This window comes from Citrobacter sp. CK191, from assembly GCF_030333435.1.
Lineage (GTDB): Bacteria > Pseudomonadota > Gammaproteobacteria > Enterobacterales > Enterobacteriaceae > Citrobacter_B > Citrobacter_B koseri.
Genome location: NZ_JAOWFX010000034.1, coordinates 204,771 through 228,356, shown reverse-complemented (window position 1 = coordinate 228,356; position 23,586 = coordinate 204,771). Strand labels below are relative to the sequence as shown.

Below are 23,586 nucleotides of genomic sequence, written 5' to 3'. Positions count from 1 at the left end.
CGTTGTCAGCTCTGATGAAGATTTTCGTCACTCCACCAGCAATAATTTATAAAGCGGTTGATTCTCTTCAACCAAATCGGCAAGCGTGTAGTTATCCAGTTCCTTGAGAAAACTTTGCACGGCCTTCGAAAGTGCCTGCTTGAGTCGGCAGGCAGGAGTAATGTGGCAAAATTCGCTGCTGCAATTTACCAGAGATAAAGGTTCCAGCTCACGAACCACATCACCGATAACAATAACATTAGCCGGTTTACCCAGGCGGATACCGCCATTTTTTCCTCGAATAGCAGTAACGAAGCCCGCCCGGCTAAGTTGATTGATTATTTTGACCATATGATTACGGGACACGCCGTAGACTTCTGTCACCTCAGAAATACTGGTCATACGTCCTTCGGGTAGCGACGCCATATAGATTAGCGCACGTAATCCGTAATCGGTGAAACTCGTTAACTGCACATCAACCTCAGGAAAAGGGGAAAACGGGATAAACCAGGTTGTATTAATTACATTGATGATAAACCAGCCACCAGCCAGGTCGCTAATTTATTTCAGTTCGGGAAGGAAAAAAGCGAGGATCTTACGCTGTATTAAGCCGGATGGCGGTGAAAAGCGCCTTATCCGGCCTACAGTGTGAACAGGTCTGATAAGCGCAGCACCATCAGGCACTGCGCCATGACCCCAAATTATGCGTCAAACGGGTCACGCAGAATCATCGTTTCAGTACGATCCGGGCCGGTAGAAATAATATCAATCGGCACGCCGGTCAGTTCTTCGATACGTTTGATGTAGTTCAGCGCCGCCTGCGGCAGGCCGCTGCGATCCTTCACGCCAAAGGTGGACTCAGACCAACCCGGCATGGTTTCGTAGATCGGCTCGATGCCTTCCCAGTCATCCGCTGCCAGCGGTGTGGTGGTCACTTCACGGCCATCCGGCATACGGTAAGCCACGCAGATTTTCACCTCTTCCAGACCGTCCAGCACGTCCAGTTTGGTCAGGCAGAAGCCAGACAGGGAGTTGATCTGCACCGCACGGCGCACAGCAACGGAGTCCAGCCAGCCGGTACGACGACGACGACCGGTGGTGGCGCCGTATTCGTTACCCTGCTTGCACAGGAACTCGCCGGTGTCATCAAACAGCTCAGTCGGGAACGGACCCGCGCCCACGCGAGTGGAGTAAGCTTTGATGATACCCAGAACGTAGTCCACATAACGCGGCCCCAGGCCAGAACCGGTCGCTACGCCACCCGCAGTGGTGTTAGAGGAGGTAACGTACGGATAAGTACCGTGGTCGATATCCAGCAGCGTACCCTGCGCGCCTTCGAACATGACGAAATCGCCGCGCTTACGCGCCTGGTCCAGCAGATCGGAAACATCAACAACCATAGAGGTCAGGATGTCGGCAATTGCCATCACATCATCCAGCACTTTCTGGTAGTCAACAGCTTCCACTTTGTAGAAGTTCACCAGCTGGAAGTTGTGATATTCCATCACTTCTTTCAGTTTTACAGCGAAGGTAGCTTTATCGAACAGATCGCCAACGCGCAGACCGCGACGAGCCACTTTGTCTTCATAAGCCGGGCCGATACCACGACCGGTGGTGCCGATCGCTTTCGCGCCACGCGCTTTCTCACGCGCGTTATCCAGCGCAACGTGATAATCAAGGATCAGCGGACAGGCTTCAGACAGCAGCAGGCGCTCACGGACAGGGATACCACGGTCTTCCAGTCCTTTCATCTCTTTCATCAGCGCAGCCGGAGACAGCACAACGCCGTTACCGATGATGCTGGTAACATTCTCACGAAGAATACCTGATGGAATAAGATGGAGGACGGTTTTTTCACCGTTGATTACGAGAGTATGGCCTGCGTTGTGACCGCCCTGGTAGCGTACAACATATTTAGCCCGTTCAGTCAGAAGATCGACGATCTTTCCTTTACCTTCGTCACCCCATTGGGTGCCCAGTACGACGACGTTGTTACCCATTTTTCAAAATCACCGTTTGCTTAAAAATGGATTCTACCATCGCTTTTTCAGATATACAGCACTTTTTGCATGCTAAGATCGGCAAATACGACTACTTTTTGATCAGCCAATCGTTTTCCTCAACATGTAGTAGACAACAACTCCGGCAACCACAAGACCGCCGCCAAAACGACGTAAAACATTTTCCGGCAGTTGCGTCATGGCAGAGATCATTTTCTTCCAGGCGCGGGGATACAGCATCGGGCCTAAACCTTCCAGCACCAAAACGAGGGCAAGCGCCAGCCAGATAGTTGAATTCATCCATCGTCCTTATATAAAAAGAAAACCACCGCCTCCCTGAGGATGCCGGTGGTTTTGTTCATCTAAAACCGTTGATACGATTTTAACGTGTTGCCGTATTCGGTGTCTTCATGTAACGGAAGAAATCGCTGTCCGGGCTCATGATCATCACGTCCTGATTGCCTTCGAAGCTCTTCTCGTAAGCACGCAGGCTACGGATGAAGGCGTAGAAGTCCGGGTCCTGACTGAAGGCATCGGCAAACAGTTTCGCGGCTTCGGCATCACCTTCACCACGCGAAATGCGGCCCTGACGCTCGGCTTCCGCCAGCGTTCTGGTCACTTCATAGTCGGCGGTCGCGCGCAGTTTCTCCGCTTCTTCCTGACCCTGTGAACGGTGACGACGGGCTACCGCTTCACGCTCGGCGCGCATACGGTTGTAAATCGCCTCGGATACTTCGGTCGGCAGGTTGATCTGCTTGATACGCACATCCACCACTTCGATACCTAACGCCGCCATACTGTTCGGGTTGATCACCGGCACTTTGCCATTGGTTTCTGCCGCAACGCGTTCAGCTGCTTCAGCAATCGCGCTATCCGCCGCCGGAGTCGCCACTTCATCTTCCGTTCCCGCAGAACCGGAGTTCAGCGCGTCACGCACTTCCAGCGTTAAACGGCCACGGGAATCGGTCACGATGTCTTTCACATCCAGACGACCAATCTCAGAGCGCAAACGGTCAGAGAACTTACGTTTCAGCAGCACTTCGGCCTGAGAAACATCGCCGCCGCCTGTCGCCAGGTAGTAACGGCTGAAATCACTGATGCGCCATTTGATGTAGGAGTCAACGATCAGGTCTTTTTTCTCTTTGGTTACAAAGCGATCGGCCTGGTTGTCCATCGTCTGGATACGCGCATCAAGCGTTTTCACCGACTCAATGAACGGGATCTTAAAGTGCAGACCCGGCTCATAAACCAGCGGTTTGTTTTCATCGTCACGCAGAACTTTACCGAAACGCAGCGTAATTCCGCGCTCGCCTTCTTTGACAACAAAGACAGACATGTACAGCACTACCAGCACGATGATGATAATCGCAATAACTGACTTACGCATCGTTATTCCCCCTGACGCTGGTAGTCGTTACGCTGCGCGTTAGCGCGGCGTTGGTCCATAATATCGCCCTGACTGGTGGACGAGGTATTGCTTGCTCCGCTCGTGCTGGACGATGAAGCCGGCGGCAGACGCAGCAGATTGTTAGCCGTGCTGTCTTTTGCCGCAGGCGCGTTAGCGCCTTTCAGCATCTGATCCAATGGCAGAACCATCAGATTGCCACCTTTGTCGTTGACCAGAACTTTACGCGTATGGCTCAACACTTTTTCCATCGTCTCGATATACAGACGCTCGCGAGTAATCTCTGGTGCGGCTTTATATTCCGGCAGAATTTTAGCGAAGCGAGCCACTTCACCCTGCGCTTCCAGGATGGTTTGGGTTCTGTATGCACGCGCTTCTTCAAGAATACGCTGCGCCTGACCGTTCGCACGCGGCTGAACTTCGTTGGTGTACGCTTCCGCTTCACGGATGTATTGCTGTTCGTTCTCACGCGCCGCGATAGCATCGTCAAACGCCGCTTTTACCTCTTCCGGCGGACGCGCTGCCTGGAAGTTGACGTCCAGCAGGGTAATACCCATGTTGTACGGACGAATGGTCTCTTCCAGTTCACGCTGGGTATCGCTACGAATAACGGTACGACCTTCCGTCAGAATGCGGTCCATCGTGTATTTACCGATAACCCCACGCAGGGCGCTGTCGGTCGCCTGACGCAGACTGTCATCCGCGCTGGTCACGCTGAACAGATAACGTTGCGGATCGGTCACACGGTACTGCACGTTCATCTCAACGCGCACAACGTTTTCATCAGAAGTCAGCATCACACCGGACGCCGCCAGTTCGCGAACCGCTTCCACGTTCACCGGGGTAACTTCATCGATAAACGTCGGCTTCCAGTTCAGACCCGGCTCAACCAGGTGGCTGAATTTACCGAAGCGTGTCACCACGCCGCGTTCCGCTTCTTTGATGGTGTAGAAACCGCTGGCAGCCCAGATAATGACGATCGCTGCCGCTGCGATGGTAACGACACGACCTCCGATATGCGGGCGCGGCCCCTGCGATGAACTACCACCGCCAGAGCCTGTACCTTTACCGCCACCCAGACCACCGAGCTTTTTACTCAGTTTGCGGAAGATATCATCAAGATCAGGTGGCCCCTGATCGCGACCACCTTTGTTTCCATTTCCCTCAGAGTTGCCGCCAGGTTTGCTGCTTCCCCACGGGTCGCGGTCTTGTCCGTTATTACCGGGCTGATTCCACGCCATGTTTGTGCTCCATATTTGTTATGCGGTGATCCCCGTTGTCTTTCGACGAGAGGGATAAGGCGAAATTACTCCATGCTCCAGACGAGCCGCCATTAGATCACATAGTCGATCAACGCCGGTTCTTGTTTACAGAGGCGACGCCAGTCGACAATCGGCATGCGAACCTGCAAACTTACGCTGCCGTCCTCCTCCATCCACTCTTTTTCTATTGCCTGAAGTTGGTAAAACCGGCTTCTCAGACGCCCTTCCTGCGGCGGCAAACGCAACGTATGCTGCGCCACCTCGCCGGAAAGCCGCTCCGTCAAAGCCTGAAAAAGCTGTGGTATCCCAACCCCTGTTTGCGCAGAAAGCCAGACACGGATTGGTTTGTTCTCTTCATCCCTGTCGATACGCGGTTCAAAATCGTCCAGCATATCGATCTTATTCATCACCATCAGGGTTGGGATCTCGTGAGCGTCGATCTCTTCGAGAACCGTATCCACTGCGTCGATGTTTTCCTGTACGCGCACATCAGCGGCATCAACAACGTGTAACAAGAGCGTGGCCTGCCGGGTTTCCTGCAAGGTCGCTTTAAACGCCGCCACCAGATCGTGCGGTAAATGACGGATAAACCCTACGGTATCCGCCAGTACGGTTTCCCCTACATCTGCGACATCGATACGGCGCAGCGTCGGGTCCAGGGTCGCAAACAGTTGGTCTGCGGCATACACCCTGGCTTCAGTAATCTGATTGAAAAGGGTGGATTTACCGGCGTTGGTATATCCCACCAGCGAGACCGTCGGGACATCCGCTTTTATACGCGACTGCCGCCCCTGCTCACGTTGCTTCTCAACTTTCTCCAGGCGCGACTGTATTTGTACAATACGATTACGCAGCAAACGACGGTCGGTTTCGAGCTGGGTTTCACCCGGACCGCGCAAACCAATCCCGCCTTTCTGCCTTTCAAGGTGGGTCCAGCCACGAACCAGACGCGTGGCCAGATGACGCAGTTGCGCCAGTTCAACCTGCAACTTACCTTCGTGGGTACGTGCACGCTGAGCAAAAATATCTAAAATAAGACCGGTTCTGTCGATCACGCGACATTCACACAAACGTTCCAGGTTACGCTCCTGGGCCGGGCTTAAAGCATGATCGAAAAGCACGACCGCAGCGTTAGACGCTTTCACGGCTTCCGCAATTTCAACTGCCTTACCTTCACCTACAAAGTACTTCGGGTGCGGTGCTTTACGGCTACCGGTAATCACCTGCATTGCTTCGACACCGGCGGAAGAGACCAGAGACTCAAACTCCTGGAGGTCTTCCATATCTTTGTCTTGCGAAAAATAGATGTGTACCAGTACCGCCTGCTCACCGGCATCATAACGGTCAAACAAGCGTCAACCCCTCGATATATATCAGCGGGGAACGCAGGTTCCCTGGCTCCCCGTGTGTAAAACAGCCAAAACCTTATTCGGTTTCTTCGCTGTCCTGTTGCGCAGAAGTACCCTGCGCGCTGCTACCGTGATGGTAGTTACTGCTGGTGCCGCCACCGGCATTGTTACTGTGATGAGAAACCGGGCGAGACGGGACAACAGTAGAAATCGCGTGCTTGTAAACCATCTGGCTGACCGTGTTTTTCAACAGGATCACGAATTGATCAAAAGACTCGATTTGACCTTGCAGCTTAATACCATTCACCAAATAAATAGAAACTGGAACACGTTCCCGACGCAGTGCGTTCAGGAACGGATCTTGTAAAGATTGCCCCTTAGCCATTCTCTCTTTTCCTTATATGCTTATTTGTACTTTGAACCTTTCGATTCTGAAAAATTGCGCACGATACGTCTCAATTGTACACATTCAGTTCGCGATAGCACCAACAACCTGCAATACTTCGTTTCGCGCCTGGTCAGGCTTTTCACTGTCAAGCCAGCGTACTCCTTCCCAACCACGCAACCAGGTTACCTGACGCTTCGCCAACTGCCTCGTGGCGCAAACACCTCTATAAACCATTTCATCATATGAAATTTCGCCTTCAATGTATGACCACATCTGGCGGTATCCCACACAACGAATGGAAGGCAAGTCCGTATGCAAATCTCCACGGGCAAAAAGCGCCCGAACTTCTGCTTCAAAACCTGAAGCCAACATCTGATGAAAACGCTGCTCAATTCGCTGATGGAGCAGTTCACGGCTCGCCGGGGCGATGGCGAACTGATGCACCTGATACGGTAGAGCGTCTCCTGACGTTTGCGTCAGTTCCGTTAAAGTTTTACCCGAAATGAAAAAAACTTCCAGTGCCCGGGAAAGTCTTTGCGGATCATTTGGATGAATCCGTGCGGCAGCGACCGGATCAATATCCTGAAGCTGTCGGTGCAACGCATCCCATCCCTGCTCTGCCGCCTGTTGCTCAATTCGGGCTCTGATTTCGGGTTCCGCCGACGGTAAGGGCGAAAGTCCCTCCAGCAACGCCTTGAAATACAACATGGTGCCGCCCACTAACAGCGGAATACGCCCCGCCGCAGTAATCTCCGCCATTTCCGCTAACGCATCGCGACGAAAATCCGCTGCTGAGTACGCTTGCGCCGGATCGAGAATATCCAGCAATCGGTGCGGAGCGGCCTTTAACTCTGAAGCTGTCGGCTTCGCCGTACCGATGTCCATCCCCCGATAAATAAGGGCGGAATCAACGCTTATCAACTCTACAGGCAAAACTTTACGCAATTCAATTGCTAACGCTGTCTTGCCGGAGGCCGTCGGCCCCATCAAAAAAATCGCCTTTGGCAGGCTCGCCTTACTTACATCACTCATGTTTCAGGGCGTTCATCACCGAATGTAAATCAACAGGTTGTAACAGACCACCCGGCGGCGCCTTCACGAGCTGCGGACATAACCGCTCTACATCAGCCAACAGCGTAATGGCCTGCGCCATCGTCCACTGCGGATGTTCACTCATCAAATTCCGCGCAATCCATTGTGCAATATTGCCCGCGTCAAACGCTGACTGCTGCGCGAGGTAGCCTATCAGTTCAGGAATCAAGATTTGTAAATTTTGTTGGCGTAAGGGTAAAGGCACTGCACGAATGGTCACATGCTGCGCATCTGACTGGAATTCAATCCCCAGATCCGTCAGTGGTGTTTGCGCTTTTTCCAGCGCGGATTTCTCCTCCGCCGACACTTTTAAGCGCAGCGGAATCAACAACGGCTGGGCGCAGACCGGCGTCTGCCCCGGCGTCAGTTGGGCCTGACGCAGCCAGCGTTCCGCCACGGGCAGCGCCAGCAGGTGGATATTGCCGTCACGCTCAAGCAATGCGCAATCCGCGCCGACAATAGTCAGCACGCGACCGAAACTTTGGCTATGCCCTGCCAGTGACGGCGCTGCCGTTTCTGCTTCCGGTGCAAGCGCCGGTTGTCGCGGAGCGGGCGTCTGTAACAGCTGGCGGTACACTTCGCCCTGCTGTTTCTGGTAGCCCGGCTGGGCATGCGGCCAACTGGCAGCAGGCTGACGTTCGCCGGTTGCCCCTGACGACGTGGAATAGCGCGGCGCGACGGGTTCCCGCGCAGAGGCCGGTTCAGCGAAATGATTACGCCCGGCCGCCACGCGGTTTTCCGGGATATGACGCGGCGCAGGATCTTCTTCCGCCAGCGACAACGGCGCATCAAGCTGCTGCTGTAGCACGCTCAATACGCCCTGATAGATGAAATCATGCACCAGCCGCGACTGGTGGAAACGCACCTCATGTTTCGCCGGATGCACGTTCACATCCACCTGATGCGGGTCAATCTCCAGATACAGCACAAATGCCGGTTGCCGATCGCCGCCCAGTTTGTCTTCACAGGCCTGACGAATCGCATGATTGATTAACCGGTCGCGCATCATGCGGCCGTTCACGTAGCAGTACTGGATTTCCGCCAGCGCCGCCGTAGTATGGTGAGGATCGGCCACCCAGCCGCGCAGCGTCAGATCGCCGTGCTGCCATTCAATCGCCAGCGCCTGTTCCAGAAACGGTGCGCCGCAAATCGCGCCTAATCGACGTTCCTTCTGCCCGTCCTGCGCAACCGCGCGGTACTGGCGCACCATTTTACCGTTGTGCGACAAATTAAGGGTGACGTCGAAGCGCGCCAGCGCAATGCGGCGGATAATTTCGTCAATGTGGTTGAACTCGGTTTTCTCGGTGCGCATAAACTTGCGCCGTGCCGGCGTGTTGTAGAACAAGTCCAGCACCTCCAGCGTGGTGCCGACTGGATGCGCCGCCGGTTTTACCGTCACGTCCATATCACGCCCTTCGGCATAGGCCTGCCAGGCTTCCGCCTGTTCCGCGGTACGTGACGTGAGGGTTAAACGCGAAACCGAGCTGATACTTGCCAGCGCTTCGCCGCGAAATCCGAGGCTGATAATCGCTTCGAGATCGTCAAGCGAGGCGATTTTACTGGTGGCATGGCGAGCCAGCGCCAGCGCCAGCTCGTCTTTTTTAATTCCGCAGCCATTATCGCGAATACGAATAAGCTTTGCGCCGCCGCGTTCGATATCAATATCGATCCGCGTCGCCCCTGCATCAAGGCTGTTTTCCACCAGTTCTTTCACAACCGACGCAGGTCGCTCTACCACCTCACCTGCGGCAATTTGGTTCGCCAGTTGCGGCGGTAGAACCTGAATCGGCATGTAAAATCCTTAGTTAATCAACGACTCGCCCGGCGACACCGCGCTGGCCGTTTGCGCCGGAGCGCTCTGCGGCCCGGATTGCACCGGATGCGCCTGGAAGTAGTTACGCAACCCTTGGTAAATCGCCTCTGCCAGCTGCTGCTGATAAGCATCGCTTGCCAGCAAACGTTCTTCGCCGCTGTTGCTGATAAAGCCCGTTTCAACCAGCACCGAGGGGATATCCGGGGAACGCAACACGCCGAGGCTGGCGTGTTCAGGGCGACGCTTATGCAGCGAACCAATGCGCTGCAACTGACCTAACATGTTTGTCGCCACATCATACCCTACGCGCTGGGAATGACCGAATTGCAAATCCAGCACCGCCTGGCTTAAGTAGGGGTCAGCCTGACTGTTCGCCAGCACATCGCCCGCGCCGCCCAGTAGCTCAGACTGCTTCTCATGTTCTTCCAGCCAGTTCGCCATTTCGCTGTTGGCGCGACGGTTTGACAGCACCCATACCGAAGCGCCCGTCGCGTTGCGGTTTGGCGCGGCATCCGCATGAATGGAGACGAGGAAATTGGCGTTCTGCTTACGCGCCACGTCGGAGCGCCCCATCACGGAGATGAAATAATCCCCGTCGCGGGTCAATACGCCTTTGAACATCGGATCGTTATTCAACAGCGTGCGCAGCTTACGGGCGATAGCAATCGTCACGTTTTTCTCCCGCGTCCCACCGGGGCCAATAGCGCCGGGGTCTTGCCCGCCGTGACCGGCATCAATGGCAATCACCACTTTGTCGCCGTTACTGGATGTCGCCCGCGCTGCCGGGCGCGTTACCGTATTGCTGCTGGTGACAGCGGTAGCGCGATCCTGGTTTGTTTTAAACGGATTTCGCGCAGGTTCAGTCGGACGCGGAGCAACCACCGGCGTCTCAACGCGTTTTGCGACGACAGGCGGTGGAGGTGGCGGCGGAGGCGTATCGGCGTTGATGGTAAAGACCACGGTATAGTTACCGCCGCTCTGTCGTTTCACGGCCTCGGTTTTACCGTTCTCCGTCAGATCGACAACCAACCGCAGCGACTGCGCGTCTTTCGCCGTACCGGAGCGAATCGCTTTTACCAGGTTGTTGCCGCTAAACTGCAACGGCAGTCCCTGAATCACGCCGGTCTGTTTGATATCCAGCGCGACGGTACGTTTACCTTCTTGCGAAAACGCGTAATCAGGATCGCCGATAAAACTGAACGTAATCCGCGCCTGCCGATCGCCGTTAGATACCTGAATATCGGAGAGGCTGGCGGCCCCCGCCTGCGCGCACAGCAGGACCAGCGTTGCCACCACCCAATTTCTGATGCGATAAATCATCCCGCCACCCTTAAGGTTAACCGGCCAAACGCGCCAGCAACAAATCACCTGATGAGGAGACAGCACTAATGCGCGCCTCACGACCTTGCGCCTGGTAATCTATGTGTATTTCGACATCCGGGTCAGGCAGTACACCTTTACCTTGTTGCGGCCATTCCACCAGGCAAATGGCATCGTTGGCAAAATAATCACGGATCCCCATAAATTCCAGCTCCTCAGGGTCCGCAAGTCGGTATAAATCGAAGTGATACACCATTAAGTTATCGAGCGTATAGGGTTCAACCAGCGTGTAGGTCGGGCTTTTCACATTGCCTTTGTGGCCCAACGCCTGTAGAAATCCCCGGCTGAAGGTGGTTTTTCCCGCCCCCAGGTCGCCGTACAAATAGATGACGGTCGCACCGTCACAGGCTTTCGCTACGCGTAGTCCCAGGTCTAAAGTCGCCTGCTCGTCAGGTAGCGGAATTACTCGATTCATCATGGTTTACGTCAATCACATCAGGGTTAACAATACGCTGTAGCGTAGAAAAGAGATCGGTTGCCAGCATGCCGCGGGCGCCATAACGCGCCGCTAAAACATCCGCCGCCGCACCGTGGGCAACACATCCCGCACACGCTGCATCATACGGGGAAAACTTCTGTCCAAGCAATGCGCCAATAATGCCGGAAAGCACATCGCCCATTCCACCGCTGGCCATCCCGGCGTTACCGGCATCAATAATGCCCAACGCATGCGATTGGGCGGCGACGACCGTTCCCGCACCTTTCAGCACCGCCACGCCACCATACCGTTTTACCAGACGACGTGCTGAAAGTAAGCGATCACTTTCAATTTCTGCGACAGAACAACCCAGTAGCCGCGCGGCTTCCCCCGGATGCGGCGTGATCACGCGATTGTGACGTTTATCGGGATTGATTGCCAGCAGGTTCAGCGCATCCGCATCCCAGAGCATCGGTTTGCGAAAATTCTCAGCTTTCTGTAGCGCTTTTTTACCCCATTCCTGCTGTCCGAGCCCGGGGCCGATCACCACCACGTCCGCCCATTGCAGACTGTCATCGAGAGATTGAGGCGTCAGTTCATGCACCATCAGTTCGGGACGGGCGGTCAGCAACGGCGCGATATTTTCGCTGCGCGTCAGCACCCGCACTAATCCTGCACCGGCACGCAGCGCCGCTTCGCCGGTCATACGTATCGCTCCCGCCGTCCCGTGGTCGCCGCCAATAATGACCAGCCTACCATGATCGCCTTTATGCGACGTCGGGCGGCGTGGTGTCAGCCAGTGGGAAAGTTGCGAAGCCGCAAAGCGCTGGATACGAACTTCTTGTCTTGCCAGCCAGCTTTCCAGCCCCAGCGCGTCAAAGTGCAGCGCTCCCACGACATCCCGCGCCTTGCCCGTCAGTAAACCGGGTTTCAGCGCAACGAAGGTAACGGTATGCGCGACATTCATCACCGCTCCAGGCGTGGCGCCCGTTTGCGCCAGCAAACCGGAAGGGATATCAATAGCCACCACCGGCGCTGGATGGCTGTTCGCTCGTTCAATAAGCGTAGAGAGGGAGGTGCGCGGAGCCTGCGTCAGGCCGGTCCCCAGCAGGGCGTCAATAATCACATCAATATGATCCGGCCAGATGATATCCGACGCATGAATGACGCCCCCGGCATTGAGCCACGCCTCGCGCGCCTGCGCTGCCTCTTCAGGAAGCGGCTTATCGCTCTCCTGCGCCAGTAGCGTCACCTCAATACCTGCGGCTTTCGCCAGCCTCGCCACCACGTAGCCGTCGCCGCCATTATTACCGTGACCGCAAAGCACCAGCCAGCGCCGGGAATCGGGGTACGCGTCGCGTGCAACCTGAAATGCGGCTTCCCCCGCCCGCAGCATCAGCTCATACAGCGTCAGCCCTAAGCTGTCCGCCGCCTCGCGTTCCGCCCGTTTGATCTCATCGGCGGGCCAGATGGAGTGTGGTATACTTGCGGGGTTTTTCTTCATTGTATGGTCCGTCATGTCAGAGCCCCTCGATCTCAATCAGTTAGCGCAAAATATTAAACAGTGGGGGCTGGAACTGGGCTTTCAGCAGGTCGGTATTACCGATACCGATCTCAGCGCCAGCGAACCCAAATTACAGGCATGGCTGGATAAACAATACCACGGCGAAATGGACTGGATGGCTCGCCACGGAATGATGCGCGCCCGCCCTCACGAATTATTGCCCGGCACGCTACGCGTCATCAGTGTGCGCATGAATTATCTGCCTGCCAATGCCGCTTTCGCCAGTACCCTAAAAAATCCCTCTCTGGGCTACGTCAGCCGTTATGCGCTGGGCCGTGACTACCATAAGCTGTTACGTAACCGTCTCAAAAAACTCGGCGAGAGGATTCAGCAGCACTGCGTTTCGCTGAATTTTAGACCGTTTGTCGATTCTGCGCCCATTCTGGAACGTCCGCTGGCTGAAAAAGCCGGGCTTGGCTGGACAGGTAAGCACTCACTAATCCTTAACCGCGAAGCCGGTTCGTTCTTTTTCCTGGGGGAATTGTTAATTGATTTGCCTCTCCCCATTGATACGCCAGTTGAAGAAGGCTGCGGGAAATGCGTTGCCTGTCTGACCATCTGCCCGACCGGCGCAATCGTCGAGCCTTACATGGTGGATGCGCGCCGCTGCATCTCCTATCTCACGATTGAGCTGGAGGGGGCGATACCAGAAGCGCTTCGGCCATTAATGGGCAACCGGATTTACGGCTGCGACGATTGTCAGCTTATCTGCCCGTGGAACCGCTACTCGCAACTGACCGATGAAGAAGATTTCAGTCCCCGCAAGCATCTTCACGCGCCAGAGCTGATTGAACTGTTTGGCTGGAGCGAAGCCTGGTTTTTAAAAGTTACGGAAGGATCGGCGATTCGCCGCATTGGTCACTTACGCTGGCTGCGAAATATTGCCGTCGCGTTAGGCAATGCGCCCTGGGATAACGCCGTGATTACCGCCCTGGAAAGTCGCCGGGGTGAGCACCCACTTCTCGATGAACACATAGAGTGGGCGATTGCGCAGCAAATTGAGAAGCGAAATACCTGCGTGGTGGAGGTGCAATTACCGAAGAAACAACGCCTGGTCAGGGTCATTGAAAAGGGACTGCCGCGCGACGCCTGAGTCATCCACAGCTTGTGTATAAAAATAAAAAGACATTGCGATTCAAGAGGGAAAAAATCGTCAAGTGATCGCATTAACATTTCGAAATGATAATTAATTTATCAATTTCAATAAGTTACAAAGTTACTATTCACCATGCGAAGTTTTTTGTATTCCAGGAATAATGCCTGGACCTGTGGATAAGTCTGTTTACAAGAGTGTTTCAGAGGCAAAATAAAAGGTCCCCAACGTGAAAATACGCTGTGGATAATTTTATGGAGATAAGAATTTGGAGCGGGAAACGAGACTCGAACTCGCGACCCCGACCTTGGCAAGGTCGTGCTCTACCAACTGAGCTATTCCCGCTTAATCTTCGTCTTCCAGGCCGCTGCCTGAAATCCTGCGATTGGGTGGTGCGTATCTGCTGATACTTTCAAATTTTGGAGCGGGAAACGAGACTCGAACTCGCGACCCCGACCTTGGCAAGGTCGTGCTCTACCAACTGAGCTATTCCCGCTTAATCTTCGTCTTTCAGACCGTTGCCTGAAATCCTGCGATTGGGTATCTGGTGTTGCTTTCAAATTTTGGAGCGGGAAACGAGACTCGAACTCGCGACCCCGACCTTGGCAAGGTCGTGCTCTACCAACTGAGCTATTCCCGCTTAATCTTCGTTTTTCAGACTGTTATCTGAAATTCTGTGATTAAATTTGTTGCTGTCGTAATTCGCATTTCTGCGTCGTTACGGGAGGCGCATTATACGAGAAATCCTTTCTGCTGCAACCCCCTAAAACGCAATTTTTTCCGTTTTCGTTCTGAGTGTTGAATTTATCAGCAAAGCGTACAATTTAGCGCCAAATTCACCCCGCCGCAAGCACACCCGGCAGGCAAATCGTAAGCCGGATAAGACGCTTCGCTTCGCCATCCGGCAAACACGCCGTTTACAGCTTAATAAAATTCTCGCGGTAATAAGCCAGCTCCGCCACCGACTCGCGAATATCATCCATTGCCTGGTGCGTCCCCTGCTTGGTAAAACCGGCAAGGATTTCCGGCTTCCAGCGACGCGCCAGCTCTTTCAGCGTACTCACATCCAGATAGCGATAGTGGAAATAGGCTTCCAGTTCAGGCATGTACTTAAACAGAAAACGGCGATCCTGGCCGATGCTGTTGCCACAAATCGGTGATTTACCTGCCGGAACCCACTCTTTTAAAAATTCAATGGTCGCCAGTTCTGCGGCGCGATCGTCAAACGTGCTGGCTTTTACCCGCTCCACCAGACCACTTCCGGTATGAGTACGCACGTTCCAGTCATCCATTAACGCCAGTTGTTCAGCAGACTGATGCACCGCAATCGTCGGCCCTTCCGCCAGGATATTCAGGTTGGCATCGGTCACCAGCGTCGCGATCTCAATAATGCGATCGCGCTCGGGATCCAGGCCGGTCATCTCAAGATCTATCCAAATGAGGTTGTTTTCATTGGCACTCATGCTATTTTCCACCCTTCAGAGGTCACAGTCAGTGTGACTATATTCATCTAAAATAGCGTGTATCATAGATGTTTTGCCCATTGCGGGCGACCAGGAGCCAGTACGATTGAGTAAAAATAAACTCTCCAAAGGCCAACAGCGCCGCGTGAAAGCCAATCATCAGCGTCGTCTAAAAACGTCCACGGAGAAGGCAGACTTCGATGACAACCTGTTCGGCGAGACCGCTGAAGGTATCGTCATTAGCCGCTTTGGCATGCATGCCGACGTAGAATCCGCCAATGGCGAGATTCACCGCTGCAACATCCGTCGCACGATCCGTTCGCTGGTCACCGGCGATCGCGTCGTCTGGCGTCCGGGTAAAGCGGCGGCTGAAGGCGTTAACGTCAAAGGGATCGTCGAAGCCGTACACGAACGCACCTCCGTGCTAACGCGCCCGGATTTCTACGACGGCGTGAAGCCTATTGCCGCCAATATCAACCAAATCGTCATTGTCTCCGCCATTTTGCCGGAGCTGTCACTCAATATTATCGACCGCTACCTGGTGGCCTGCGAAACGTTGCAGGTTGAACCGATCATCGTGCTCAATAAAATCGATCTGCTGGATGACGAAGGGATGGACTTCGTTAATGAGCAGATGGATATCTATCGCGACATCGGCTATCGCGTGTTGATGGTATCCAGCCATACGCAAGATGGCCTCAAACCATTAGAAGAGGCGCTAACCGGCCGTATCAGCATCTTTGCCGGGCAGTCTGGCGTTGGAAAATCGAGCCTGTTGAACGCCCTTCTGGGCCTGCAAGAAGCGATCCTCACCAATGATGTGTCGGATAACTCCGGTCTGGGGCAGCACACCACGACCGCCGCGCGCCTGTATCACTTCCCGCACGGCGGCGATGTGATTGACTCCCCCGGGGTACGCGAATTTGGCCTCTGGCATCTCGAACCGGAACAAATCACCCACGGATTTGTCGAATTTCATGACTACCTGGGCCATTGCAAATATCGCGACTGCAAGCATGATACCGACCCAGGTTGCGCCATCCGTGAAGCGGTAGAAGACGGTAAAATTGCAGAAACCCGTTTCGAAAATTATCACCGCATTCTGGAAAGCATGGCACAGGTAAAAACACGTAAAAACTTTTCTGATATGGACGACTGACAACTACGCTAAGCATCGCTAGAATCGTCCCCTTTTTTCAGGATGCCGGCGTCAATGCCGGTTCAGGAACAACAATGGCCTGGAGGCTACCTTGTTAAACTCATTTAAACTTTCGCTACAATACATTCTGCCGAAACTATGGCTCACTCGCCTGGCGGGCTGGGGCGCGAGAAAACGAGCGGGCTGGCTGACCAAACTGGTTATCGATCTGTTCGTGAAATACTACAAGGTCGATATGAAAGAGGCGCAGAAGCCGGATACCGCCAGCTATCGCACCTTTAACGATTTCTTTGTTCGTCCGCTGCGTGACGACGTCCGTCCGGTGAATACCGATCCAAACGTACTGGTAATGCCGGCTGACGGCGTGATCAGCCAGTCAGGTAAAATCGAAGAAGATAAAATCCTGCAAGCGAAAGGTCACAACTACAGCCTGGAAGCGCTGCTGGCAGGTAACTACCTGATGGCGGACCTGTTCCGCAACGGCTCGTTTGTCACCACCTACCTCTCTCCGCGCGACTACCACCGCGTACACATGCCGTGCAACGGCATCCTGCGCGAGATGATCTACGTACCGGGCGATCTGTTCTCGGTGAATCACCTGACCGCGCAAAACGTGCCAAACCTGTTTGCCCGTAACGAACGCGTGATCTGCCTGTTTGACACGGAGTTTGGCCCAATGGCGCAAATTCTGGTCGGGGCGACCATTGTCGGCAGCATCGAAACCGTCTGGGCGGGAACCATTACGCCGCCGCGTGAAGGCGTGATCAAACGCTGGACCTGGCCGGAAGGGGAAAGCGAAGGGTCTGTGGCGCTGTTGAAAGGTCAGGAGATGGGCCGTTTCAAACTGGGTTCAACCGTGATCAACCTGTTTGCGCCGGGTAAAGTCACGCTGGCTGAACAGCTGCAAAGCCTGTCAGTGACCAAAATCGGTCAGCCGCTGGCCGTTTCTACCGAACTCTTCGTGACCCCTGAAGCGGAACCCGCGCCGCTGCCGGAAGAAGAGATCAACGCCGAACACGACGCCAGCCCGCTGGTTGACGACAAGAAAGACGAAAGTTAAATAAAGGATCGCTGCTGTGCGCCTGATTATCACTTTTCTGATGGCCTGGTGCCTCAGCCTGGGGGCGTACGCTGCGACGGCCCCCGACGCCAAACTGATTGCCCAGGAACTGGAGCAGGCTAAAGCGGCAAAACCCGCTCAGCCAGAGGCCGTAGAGGCCCTCCAGTCCGCGCTGAACGCGCTTGAGGAACGAAAAGGTTCTCTTGAGCGCGCCGAACAATATCAGCAAGTTATCGACAATTTCCCTAAGCTGTCCGCGACGCTACGCGCACAGCTCAATAACTTGCGCGATGAACCGCGCAGCGTGCCGCCAGGCATGTCCACCGATGCGCTAAGCCAGGAGATCCTCCAGGTCAGCAGCCAGTTGCTGGATAAAAGCCGTCAGGCCCAGCAGGAGCGAGAGCGCGCTCGTGAAATCGCCGATTCGTTAAGCCAGCTTCCACAACAGCAAACGGATACCCGTCGCCAGTTAAATGAGATTGAGCGGCGCATTGGCACCGCCAGCGGCAACTCCCCGCTCAACCAGGCGCAAAATCTGAGTATGCAGGCCGAATCCGCCAGACTCAAAGCGCAGGTTGATGAGCTGGAACTGGCGCAGCTTTCGGCGAATAACCGTCAGGAACTGGCGCGAATGCGCTCCGAACTGGCGGAAAAACAGAGCCAACAGCTGGATGCCTGGTTGCAGGCATTACGCAATCAATTAAACAGCCAGCGCCAACGAGAAGCAGAGCGAGCGCTGGAAAGCACCGAACTGCTGGCGGAAAACAGCGCTGACCTGCCGCCGGGCATTATCGAACAGTTCAAGGTGAACCGCGAGCTGTCGCAGGCGCTTAACCAGCAGGCGCAACGCATGGATCTGGTGGCCTCACAGCAACGCCAGGCCACCAGCCAGACGCTACAGGTTCGTCAGGCCCTGAACACCCTGCGGGAACAGTCGCAGTGGTTAGGCGTATCGAATATGCTGGGGGAAGCCCTGCGCGCACAGGTATCGCGTCTCCCGGAAATGCCCAAGCCGCAGCAGTTAGATACCGAAATGGCGCAACTGCGCGTACACCGTATGCGCTACGAAGACCTGCTCAACAAACAACCGCAACTACGTCAGATTCGCCAGGACGGCGGTCAAACGCTGACCTCTGAGCAGAGCCGCATTCTTGACGCCCAACTGCGTACCCAACGCGAGCTGCTGAATTCACTGTTGCAGGGCGGTGATACGCTGATCCTCGAACTCACCAAGCTGAAAGTGTCCAATAGTCAACTGGAAGACGCGCTGAAAGAGGTCAACGAAGCCACTCACCGTTACCTGTTCTGGACGTCTGACGTGAGTCCGATGTCGCTCTCGTGGCCTATCAGCCTCGTTCAGGATCTGCGTCGACTGATCTCACTGGATACGTTCAATCAGCTCGGCAAAGCCAGCATCATGATGCTTACCAGCAAGGAGACGTTGCTGCCGCTGTTTGGCGCGCTGGTGCTGGTTGGTTTTAGTCTCTATTCGCGCAAACATTTCACCCGTTTTCTGGAGCGTTCATCCTCCCGCGTCGGGAAAGTCACGCAGGATCACTTCTGGCTGACGCTGCGCACCGTGTTCTGGTCGATTCTGGTCGCCTCCCCGCTGCCCGTACTGTGGGCCACGCTGGGCTATGGGTTGCAGGAGGCATGGCCTTATCCTCTGGCCGTCGCCATCGGCGACGGAGTGACAGCAACGGTTCCGCTGCTGTGGGTCGTCATGATTTGCGCCACCTTTGCCCGCCCTAACGGTCTGTTTGTGGCGCATTTTGGCTGGCCCCGAAACCGTGTCGCGCGCGCCATGCGCTATTACCTGATGAGCATCGGGCTGATTGTCCCGCTCATTATGGCGCTGATTATGTTTGATAATCTTAACGATCGGGAGTTCTCCGCGTCGCTGGGGCGTCTCTGCTTCATCCTGATTTGCGGCGCGCTCGCGATTGTCACGCTGAGCCTGAAGCGCGCCGGTATCCCGCTGTACCTCGATAAAGAGGGCAGCGGCGACAATATGGTCAACAGTATGCTCTGGAACCTGCTGATGGGCGCGCCGCTCATTGCGATCCTTGCGGCCGCTGTCGGCTATCTGGCCACCGCGCAGGCGCTGCTGGCACGACTGGAGACCTCCGTTGCCATCTGGTTCCTGCTGCTGGTTATCTATCACGTCATTCGCCGCTGGATGCTGATTCAGCGTCGCCGTCTGGCGTTCGATCGCGCTAAGCATCGCCGGGCCGAAATGCTGGCGCAACGTGCGCGCGGTGAAGAAGAACCCGCCCACTCCACCAGCCTCGAAGGGGCCGTCGAAGTGGATGAAAGCGAAGTGGATCTCGACGCCATCAGCGCCCAGTCGCTGCGCCTGGTACGTTCTATCCTGATGCTTATCGCCCTGCTGTCGGTCATTGTGCTGTGGTCGGAAATCCATTCCGCCTTTGGCTTCCTGGAGAATATCTCGCTGTGGGATGTCACCTCCACGGTGCAAGGGGTTGAAAGTCTGGAGCCGATTACGCTGGGCGCGGTGTTGATTGCGATCCTGGTGTTTATCATCACCACGCAACTGGTGCGTAACCTGCCCGCACTGCTGGAGCTGGCGCTCTTGCAGCATCTGGATCTGACGCCCGGCACCGGCTACGCCATCACCACCATCACCAAGTATCTGTTGATGCTGATTGGCGGGCTGGTCGGTTTCTCGATGATTGGCATTGAATGGTCGAAGTTACAATGGCTGGTCGCCGCGCTCGGTGTCGGTCTGGGCTTTGGTTTACAGGAGATCTTCGCCAACTTTATTTCCGGCTTAATCATCCTGTTCGAAAAGCCGATTCGTATTGGCGATACGGTGACCATTCGCGACCTTACCGGCAGCGTGACCAAAATCAACACCCGCGCCACCACCATCAGCGACTGGGACCGTAAAGAGATTATCGTGCCGAACAAAGCGTTCATCACCGAGCAGTTTATCAACTGGTCGCTGTCTGATTCGGTAACGCGTGTGGTGCTGACCATCCCGGCGCCGTCAGACGCTAACAGCGAAGAGGTGACGCAAATTCTGCTGACTGCGGCGCACCGCTGTTCACTGGTGATTGACAACCCGGCGCCGGAAGTATTCCTGGTTGACCTGCAACAGGGGATTCAGATCTTCGAACTGCGTATCTATGCCGCAGAGATGGGGCACCGTATGCCGTTGCGCCATGAAATCCACCAGTTGATTCTGGCGGGCTTCCATGAGCACGGTATTGATATGCCATTCCCGCCGTTCCAGATGCGCCTGGAAAGCCTGAATGGCAGGCAGACTGGAAGAACGCTGACATCCGCCGCCAGGAAAAGTCGCCCGGCGGGAAGTTTGTAAGCCGTAATAATGCCGGATAGCGGCTTCGCCTTATCCGGCCTACAGAACAGCAATGAACGCGTAGGCCGGGTAACGGCAAAAAGATTACTCCACCGCCCACCGAGGCTGTTTCGCCATCCGGCGGCTGTAGTTCTGATAAATCGCCATCGCTAACAGCGAGAAGAATATCGGGCCGCCGGTCATCCACAGCGCACTATTCCAGTCCCCGGCTTCAATCACCGGCTGAATGATGGTAAACACATTCGCAAACGTCACCACCAGCACGACCACGCCCGTTGCCAGCATCGTAGAAACATGGGTTTTGAAGATCACAAATGGCCGTTCCAGGCCTTCGCGAGACTTAAAGAACGGGAAGGCCAGCGCGAGGAACAGGTACGGCAACGTCATCGACACGTTCGCCATCAGCGTCAGTTTGTTGTAGAACGCCGACGCGGTATCACCGCCAAAAGAGACCAGCAGAATAAACAGACTCACCAGCAGACACTGCATCCACATTGCGGTAGCTGGCATACCTGCCGCGTTCAGCGTCGTCATCGGCGCAGGCCACAGCGCTTTTGGCGTCCCCTGGATAATGGCCTTCAATGGCGAGTAGCTCAGCGTAAAGAACGCGCCGGTATAGGCAAGGAACATGGAGAGGCCAGTGATACGCGCAAACCAGACGCCGGTCGCCATTGCCGCTTCCGGCGACAGATGCAGCGCGTTACCCAACGTCATCCCCAGGCTTTTCATCAGAATATAGGTGATATTTCCGAGGTTAACGGAGCCATTACTTAATACCTGTTGCCAGTTGGTGCTAACACCCCATAAAAATATCGCCAGCGAATAACCAACGGAAATAACAATTGCCGCAAAAACAATTCCTTTCGCAAAATTCTTTTCCGGCTTTTCTGTTTTATCCACCAGGCCGCCTACCGCTTCAATTCCGCCGTAGGCAAAAATAGCGAAAACAACAAATGAGAGCATGGCCAGGCCGGATTGATATCCGGGATTGGGTGAGGAGACAAAATTAATATTTTCCGCAAAATGCCCACCATTTAATAACAAAATAGCGACACTCACTAACAACAAAACTAAATTAAGACACATCACGGCAATCCCCCCTACTGCCGTAATACGCGCAATTTTATTAATTCCCTTTGATGCGATACAGGTCACCAGAATCATCCAGCCGACGGCGAGCAGACCAACAACCTGCGTCGGTTCAAGCCCGGCGATCCGCCAGTGCTGCGTCATATCTGCACCAAACAAGAACGTAGAGAAAGGCACCCAGACTTTCGCCGCAGTGCTCACCATCCAGATAACATAGGAGGAGAACCACATAAAAGTGCCGATAAACGCATAACGCGGGCCAACGCTATTATTCATCCACGAATAGATTCCGCCTTCTTCTTTTCGATAAGCAGAACCCATTTCAGCCATCATTAAGGCAAATGGAATAAAGAATAATAATGCAGAAAAGATATACCACGGGATCGCGCTATACCCCATTAAATAAAACGCCGACGGGCTATTGGCAAAACCAAAAACGGACGTAAATATCATCAGGATGAGGCCAGCCAGGCTCATCTTCTTTATTGTCTGGTTCATGAAACCATCCCTTACTCTGGGCACGTTGGCTAAACGGCGCTCACCGGTTTGCACTGCCCCTTTGCAGAGGTCAGCAATAAAAATCAACACAGAATTGATACCTGAATGGTATCAAACATCCAGACTTATATTGTGGCTATAAGAGGGGAATTGAAAAAATGTGCTACAAAATGGCGCTCATTGCGCCATTTTGTTTCGCAAAAGAGGGGTTTTCGGATTTATGCCCGATCAACGGTAAAAGCGATAACCTCAGCGAGGCTTTCCGCCCCCAGCGCCAGCATCACCAGACGATCCACGCCCAGCGCCACGCCGGAACAGTCAGGCATCCCCACCTTCAGCGCCTCCAGCAGGTTGTTATCGATAGGCTGCTGCGGTAAGCCTCGCGCGGCGCGCTTACGGTTATCCTGCTCGAAGCGTTGTTGCTGCTCGCGCGCATCCGTCAGTTCGTGGAAACCATTCGCCAGCTCAATACCTTTGAAGTAAACCTCGAAGCGTTCAGCCACCCGATGGTCTTCAGTGCTGATTTGCGCCAGCGATGCCTGGCTTGCCGGAAAATGGTACACAAACGTCGGCTTCTCTTTGCCAATGTGCGGTTCCACGCCCATAGTAAACAGCAGTTGCAGCAGCGTATCGCGATCTTCTTCGGTATCCGCGATATTGCTTAAATCCAGCTTCGCCGCCGCTTCACGCAGTTGAGTTTTATCCGCAGACAGCGGATCAATCTCCAGATGGCGCTGAAACACCTGCTGGTAAGAAAGACTCTCCGCAGGTTGACATTCCAGCACCTGTTGCAGCAGGTCGTCCACTTCGTTCATCAAACGGTACATGTCGTAGTGGGGACGATACCACTCCAGCATGGTGAATTCCGGGTTGTGATGACGCCCCATCTCTTCGTTGCGAAAGCTACGGCACAGCTGGAAAACCGGGCCGCATCCCGCCACCAGCAGGCGTTTCATGTGGTATTCCGGGCTGGTCATCAGATAAAGGTTCATGCCCTGAGAGTGGCCTGGGCCGACGAAACGCGTTTCGAACGGGAACAGATGAATGTCCGTTACCGTCGCCTGGCTCATGCAGGGCGTCTCAACCTCCAGCACTCCACGATCGGCAAAGAAACGACGGATCTCCGTCATAATTGCCGCACGTTTTAACAGGTTAGGAATGGACGCGCTCGGCTGCCAGGTTGCCGTTTCGCTCATGGTACTTTCTCCGATTTAAGACAAGGGCACGAAGT

Annotated in this window: 19 protein-coding genes and 3 tRNA genes; 4 read left to right on the top strand and 18 right to left on the bottom strand. The window is 54.7% G+C overall.

Annotated elements, in window-relative coordinates:
* Nucleotides 1-27: 27 nt before the first annotated feature.
* From nsrR to nnr, 12 genes are all read right to left on the bottom strand, one after another.
* Nucleotides 28-453, bottom strand: a complete 426-nt coding sequence (gene nsrR / locus OGV82_RS20795; protein WP_024130794.1) for a nitric oxide-sensing transcriptional repressor NsrR — start codon at nucleotides 451-453, stop codon at nucleotides 28-30.
* Nucleotides 454-680: 227 nt separating this feature from the next.
* Complete coding sequence (purA, locus tag OGV82_RS20790) at nucleotides 681-1,979, bottom strand: adenylosuccinate synthase (protein WP_012134433.1); 1,299 nt, start codon at nucleotides 1,977-1,979, stop codon at nucleotides 681-683.
* A 102-nt stretch (nucleotides 1,980-2,081) separates the two neighbouring features.
* Entirely contained in the window at nucleotides 2,082-2,279 is a 198-nt protein-coding gene (locus OGV82_RS20785; RefSeq protein WP_024130795.1) for a DUF2065 domain-containing protein, read from the bottom strand.
* A gap of 82 nt (nucleotides 2,280-2,361) precedes the next feature.
* Nucleotides 2,362-3,366 (bottom strand): protease modulator HflC, encoded by a 1,005-nt coding sequence (hflC, locus tag OGV82_RS20780; protein WP_012134436.1) that lies wholly within the window; start codon nucleotides 3,364-3,366, stop codon nucleotides 2,362-2,364.
* 2 nt (nucleotides 3,367-3,368) lie between these two features.
* Nucleotides 3,369-4,625, bottom strand: coding sequence for an FtsH protease activity modulator HflK (hflK, locus tag OGV82_RS20775; protein WP_047459458.1), 1,257 nt, complete (start codon nucleotides 4,623-4,625; stop codon nucleotides 3,369-3,371).
* A gap of 92 nt (nucleotides 4,626-4,717) precedes the next feature.
* Nucleotides 4,718-5,998 carry a ribosome rescue GTPase HflX gene (gene hflX, locus OGV82_RS20770; protein WP_047459460.1) on the bottom strand — a complete coding sequence of 427 codons (1,281 nt, stop codon included), beginning with the start codon at nucleotides 5,996-5,998 and terminating at the stop codon, nucleotides 4,718-4,720.
* 73 nt (nucleotides 5,999-6,071) lie between these two features.
* On the bottom strand, nucleotides 6,072-6,380 hold the full coding sequence (hfq, locus tag OGV82_RS20765; protein ID WP_012134439.1) for an RNA chaperone Hfq: 309 nt from the start codon (nucleotides 6,378-6,380) through the stop codon (nucleotides 6,072-6,074).
* A gap of 84 nt (nucleotides 6,381-6,464) precedes the next feature.
* Nucleotides 6,465-7,415, bottom strand: coding sequence for a tRNA (adenosine(37)-N6)-dimethylallyltransferase MiaA (gene miaA / locus OGV82_RS20760; RefSeq protein WP_047459461.1), 951 nt, complete (start codon nucleotides 7,413-7,415; stop codon nucleotides 6,465-6,467).
* Entirely contained in the window at nucleotides 7,408-9,267 is a 1,860-nt protein-coding gene (mutL, locus tag OGV82_RS20755; RefSeq protein ID WP_047459463.1) for a DNA mismatch repair endonuclease MutL, read from the bottom strand. The genes miaA and mutL overlap by 8 nt, the downstream gene beginning before the upstream one ends.
* Before the next feature lie 9 nt (nucleotides 9,268-9,276).
* Nucleotides 9,277-10,608 (bottom strand): N-acetylmuramoyl-L-alanine amidase AmiB, encoded by a 1,332-nt coding sequence (gene amiB, locus OGV82_RS20750; protein WP_012134442.1) that lies wholly within the window; start codon nucleotides 10,606-10,608, stop codon nucleotides 9,277-9,279.
* Between the two features lie 16 nt (nucleotides 10,609-10,624).
* Nucleotides 10,625-11,086: a tRNA (adenosine(37)-N6)-threonylcarbamoyltransferase complex ATPase subunit type 1 TsaE gene (gene tsaE, locus OGV82_RS20745; RefSeq protein ID WP_012134443.1), complete on the bottom strand. Its 462-nt coding sequence runs from the start codon at nucleotides 11,084-11,086 to the stop codon at nucleotides 10,625-10,627.
* Entirely contained in the window at nucleotides 11,058-12,605 is a 1,548-nt protein-coding gene (nnr, locus tag OGV82_RS20740; protein ID WP_047459466.1) for a bifunctional ADP-dependent NAD(P)H-hydrate dehydratase/NAD(P)H-hydrate epimerase, read from the bottom strand. The genes tsaE and nnr overlap by 29 nt, the downstream gene beginning before the upstream one ends.
* Between nnr and queG the strand changes: the two genes are divergently transcribed.
* Nucleotides 12,604-13,743 carry a tRNA epoxyqueuosine(34) reductase QueG gene (gene queG, locus OGV82_RS20735; protein ID WP_047459472.1) on the top strand — a complete coding sequence of 380 codons (1,140 nt, stop codon included), beginning with the start codon at nucleotides 12,604-12,606 and terminating at the stop codon, nucleotides 13,741-13,743. The genes nnr and queG overlap by 2 nt on opposite strands.
* 269 nt (nucleotides 13,744-14,012) lie before the next feature.
* Here queG and OGV82_RS20730 read toward each other — a convergent pair.
* From OGV82_RS20730 to orn, 4 genes are all read right to left on the bottom strand, one after another.
* A tRNA-Gly gene (locus OGV82_RS20730) sits at nucleotides 14,013-14,088 on the bottom strand.
* Nucleotides 14,089-14,163: 75 nt separating this feature from the next.
* Nucleotides 14,164-14,239, bottom strand: a tRNA-Gly gene (locus tag OGV82_RS20725).
* Nucleotides 14,240-14,307: 68 nt separating this feature from the next.
* Nucleotides 14,308-14,383, bottom strand: a tRNA-Gly gene (locus OGV82_RS20720).
* Nucleotides 14,384-14,660: 277 nt separating this feature from the next.
* Nucleotides 14,661-15,206 (bottom strand): oligoribonuclease, encoded by a 546-nt coding sequence (orn, locus tag OGV82_RS20715; RefSeq protein ID WP_047459474.1) that lies wholly within the window; start codon nucleotides 15,204-15,206, stop codon nucleotides 14,661-14,663.
* Between the two features lie 106 nt (nucleotides 15,207-15,312).
* Here orn and rsgA point away from each other — a divergent pair, with 106 nt between their 5' ends.
* The 3 genes from rsgA (at nucleotide 15,313) to mscM (ending at nucleotide 20,768) form a co-directional block, all read left to right on the top strand.
* Nucleotides 15,313-16,365, top strand: a complete 1,053-nt coding sequence (gene rsgA / locus OGV82_RS20710; RefSeq protein WP_047459476.1) for a small ribosomal subunit biogenesis GTPase RsgA — start codon at nucleotides 15,313-15,315, stop codon at nucleotides 16,363-16,365.
* 91 nt (nucleotides 16,366-16,456) lie between these two features.
* Entirely contained in the window at nucleotides 16,457-17,425 is a 969-nt protein-coding gene (gene asd, locus OGV82_RS20705) for an archaetidylserine decarboxylase (protein WP_012134448.1), read from the top strand.
* A gap of 16 nt (nucleotides 17,426-17,441) precedes the next feature.
* Complete coding sequence (mscM, locus tag OGV82_RS20700; protein ID WP_101744338.1) at nucleotides 17,442-20,768, top strand: miniconductance mechanosensitive channel MscM; 3,327 nt, start codon at nucleotides 17,442-17,444, stop codon at nucleotides 20,766-20,768.
* Nucleotides 20,769-20,852: 84 nt separating this feature from the next.
* Here mscM and yjeM read toward each other — a convergent pair whose 3' ends face one another.
* A complete protein-coding gene (gene yjeM / locus OGV82_RS20695; RefSeq protein WP_047459482.1) occupies nucleotides 20,853-22,355 on the bottom strand; it encodes a glutamate/gamma-aminobutyrate family transporter YjeM in 1,503 nt (500 codons plus the stop codon).
* A 218-nt stretch (nucleotides 22,356-22,573) separates the two neighbouring features.
* The gene (gene epmA, locus OGV82_RS20690; RefSeq protein WP_012134451.1) at nucleotides 22,574-23,551 is read right to left on the bottom strand and encodes an elongation factor P--(R)-beta-lysine ligase; all 978 of its coding nucleotides are present in this window, start codon (nucleotides 23,549-23,551) and stop codon (nucleotides 22,574-22,576) included.
* Between the last annotated feature and the right edge of the window lie 35 nt (nucleotides 23,552-23,586).

Bases quoted from the DNA above. Each gene is read 5' to 3' on its own strand.
- purA (WP_012134433.1), bottom strand. From the start codon at position 1,979: ATGGGTAACAACGTCGTCGTACTGGGCACCCAATGGGGTGACGAAGGT.
- OGV82_RS20785 (WP_024130795.1), bottom strand. From the start codon at position 2,279: ATGAATTCAACTATCTGGCTGGCGCTTGCCCTCGTTTTGGTGCTGGAA.
- hflC (WP_012134436.1), bottom strand. From the start codon at position 3,366: ATGCGTAAGTCAGTTATTGCGATTATCATCATCGTGCTGGTAGTGCTG.
- hflK (WP_047459458.1), bottom strand. From the start codon at position 4,625: ATGGCGTGGAATCAGCCCGGTAATAACGGACAAGACCGCGACCCGTGG.
- hfq (WP_012134439.1), bottom strand. From the start codon at position 6,380: ATGGCTAAGGGGCAATCTTTACAAGATCCGTTCCTGAACGCACTGCGT.
- miaA (WP_047459461.1), bottom strand. From the start codon at position 7,415: ATGAGTGATGTAAGTAAGGCGAGCCTGCCAAAGGCGATTTTTTTGATG.
- mutL (WP_047459463.1), bottom strand. From the start codon at position 9,267: ATGCCGATTCAGGTTCTACCGCCGCAACTGGCGAACCAAATTGCCGCA.
- amiB (WP_012134442.1), bottom strand. From the start codon at position 10,608: ATGATTTATCGCATCAGAAATTGGGTGGTGGCAACGCTGGTCCTGCTG.
- tsaE (WP_012134443.1), bottom strand. From the start codon at position 11,086: ATGATGAATCGAGTAATTCCGCTACCTGACGAGCAGGCGACTTTAGAC.
- queG (WP_047459472.1), top strand. From the start codon at position 12,604: ATGTCAGAGCCCCTCGATCTCAATCAGTTAGCGCAAAATATTAAACAG.
- nnr (WP_047459466.1), bottom strand. From the start codon at position 12,605: ATGACGGACCATACAATGAAGAAAAACCCCGCAAGTATACCACACTCC.
- orn (WP_047459474.1), bottom strand. From the start codon at position 15,206: ATGAGTGCCAATGAAAACAACCTCATTTGGATAGATCTTGAGATGACC.
- yjeM (WP_047459482.1), bottom strand. From the start codon at position 22,355: ATGAACCAGACAATAAAGAAGATGAGCCTGGCTGGCCTCATCCTGATG.
- epmA (WP_012134451.1), bottom strand. From the start codon at position 23,551: ATGAGCGAAACGGCAACCTGGCAGCCGAGCGCGTCCATTCCTAACCTG.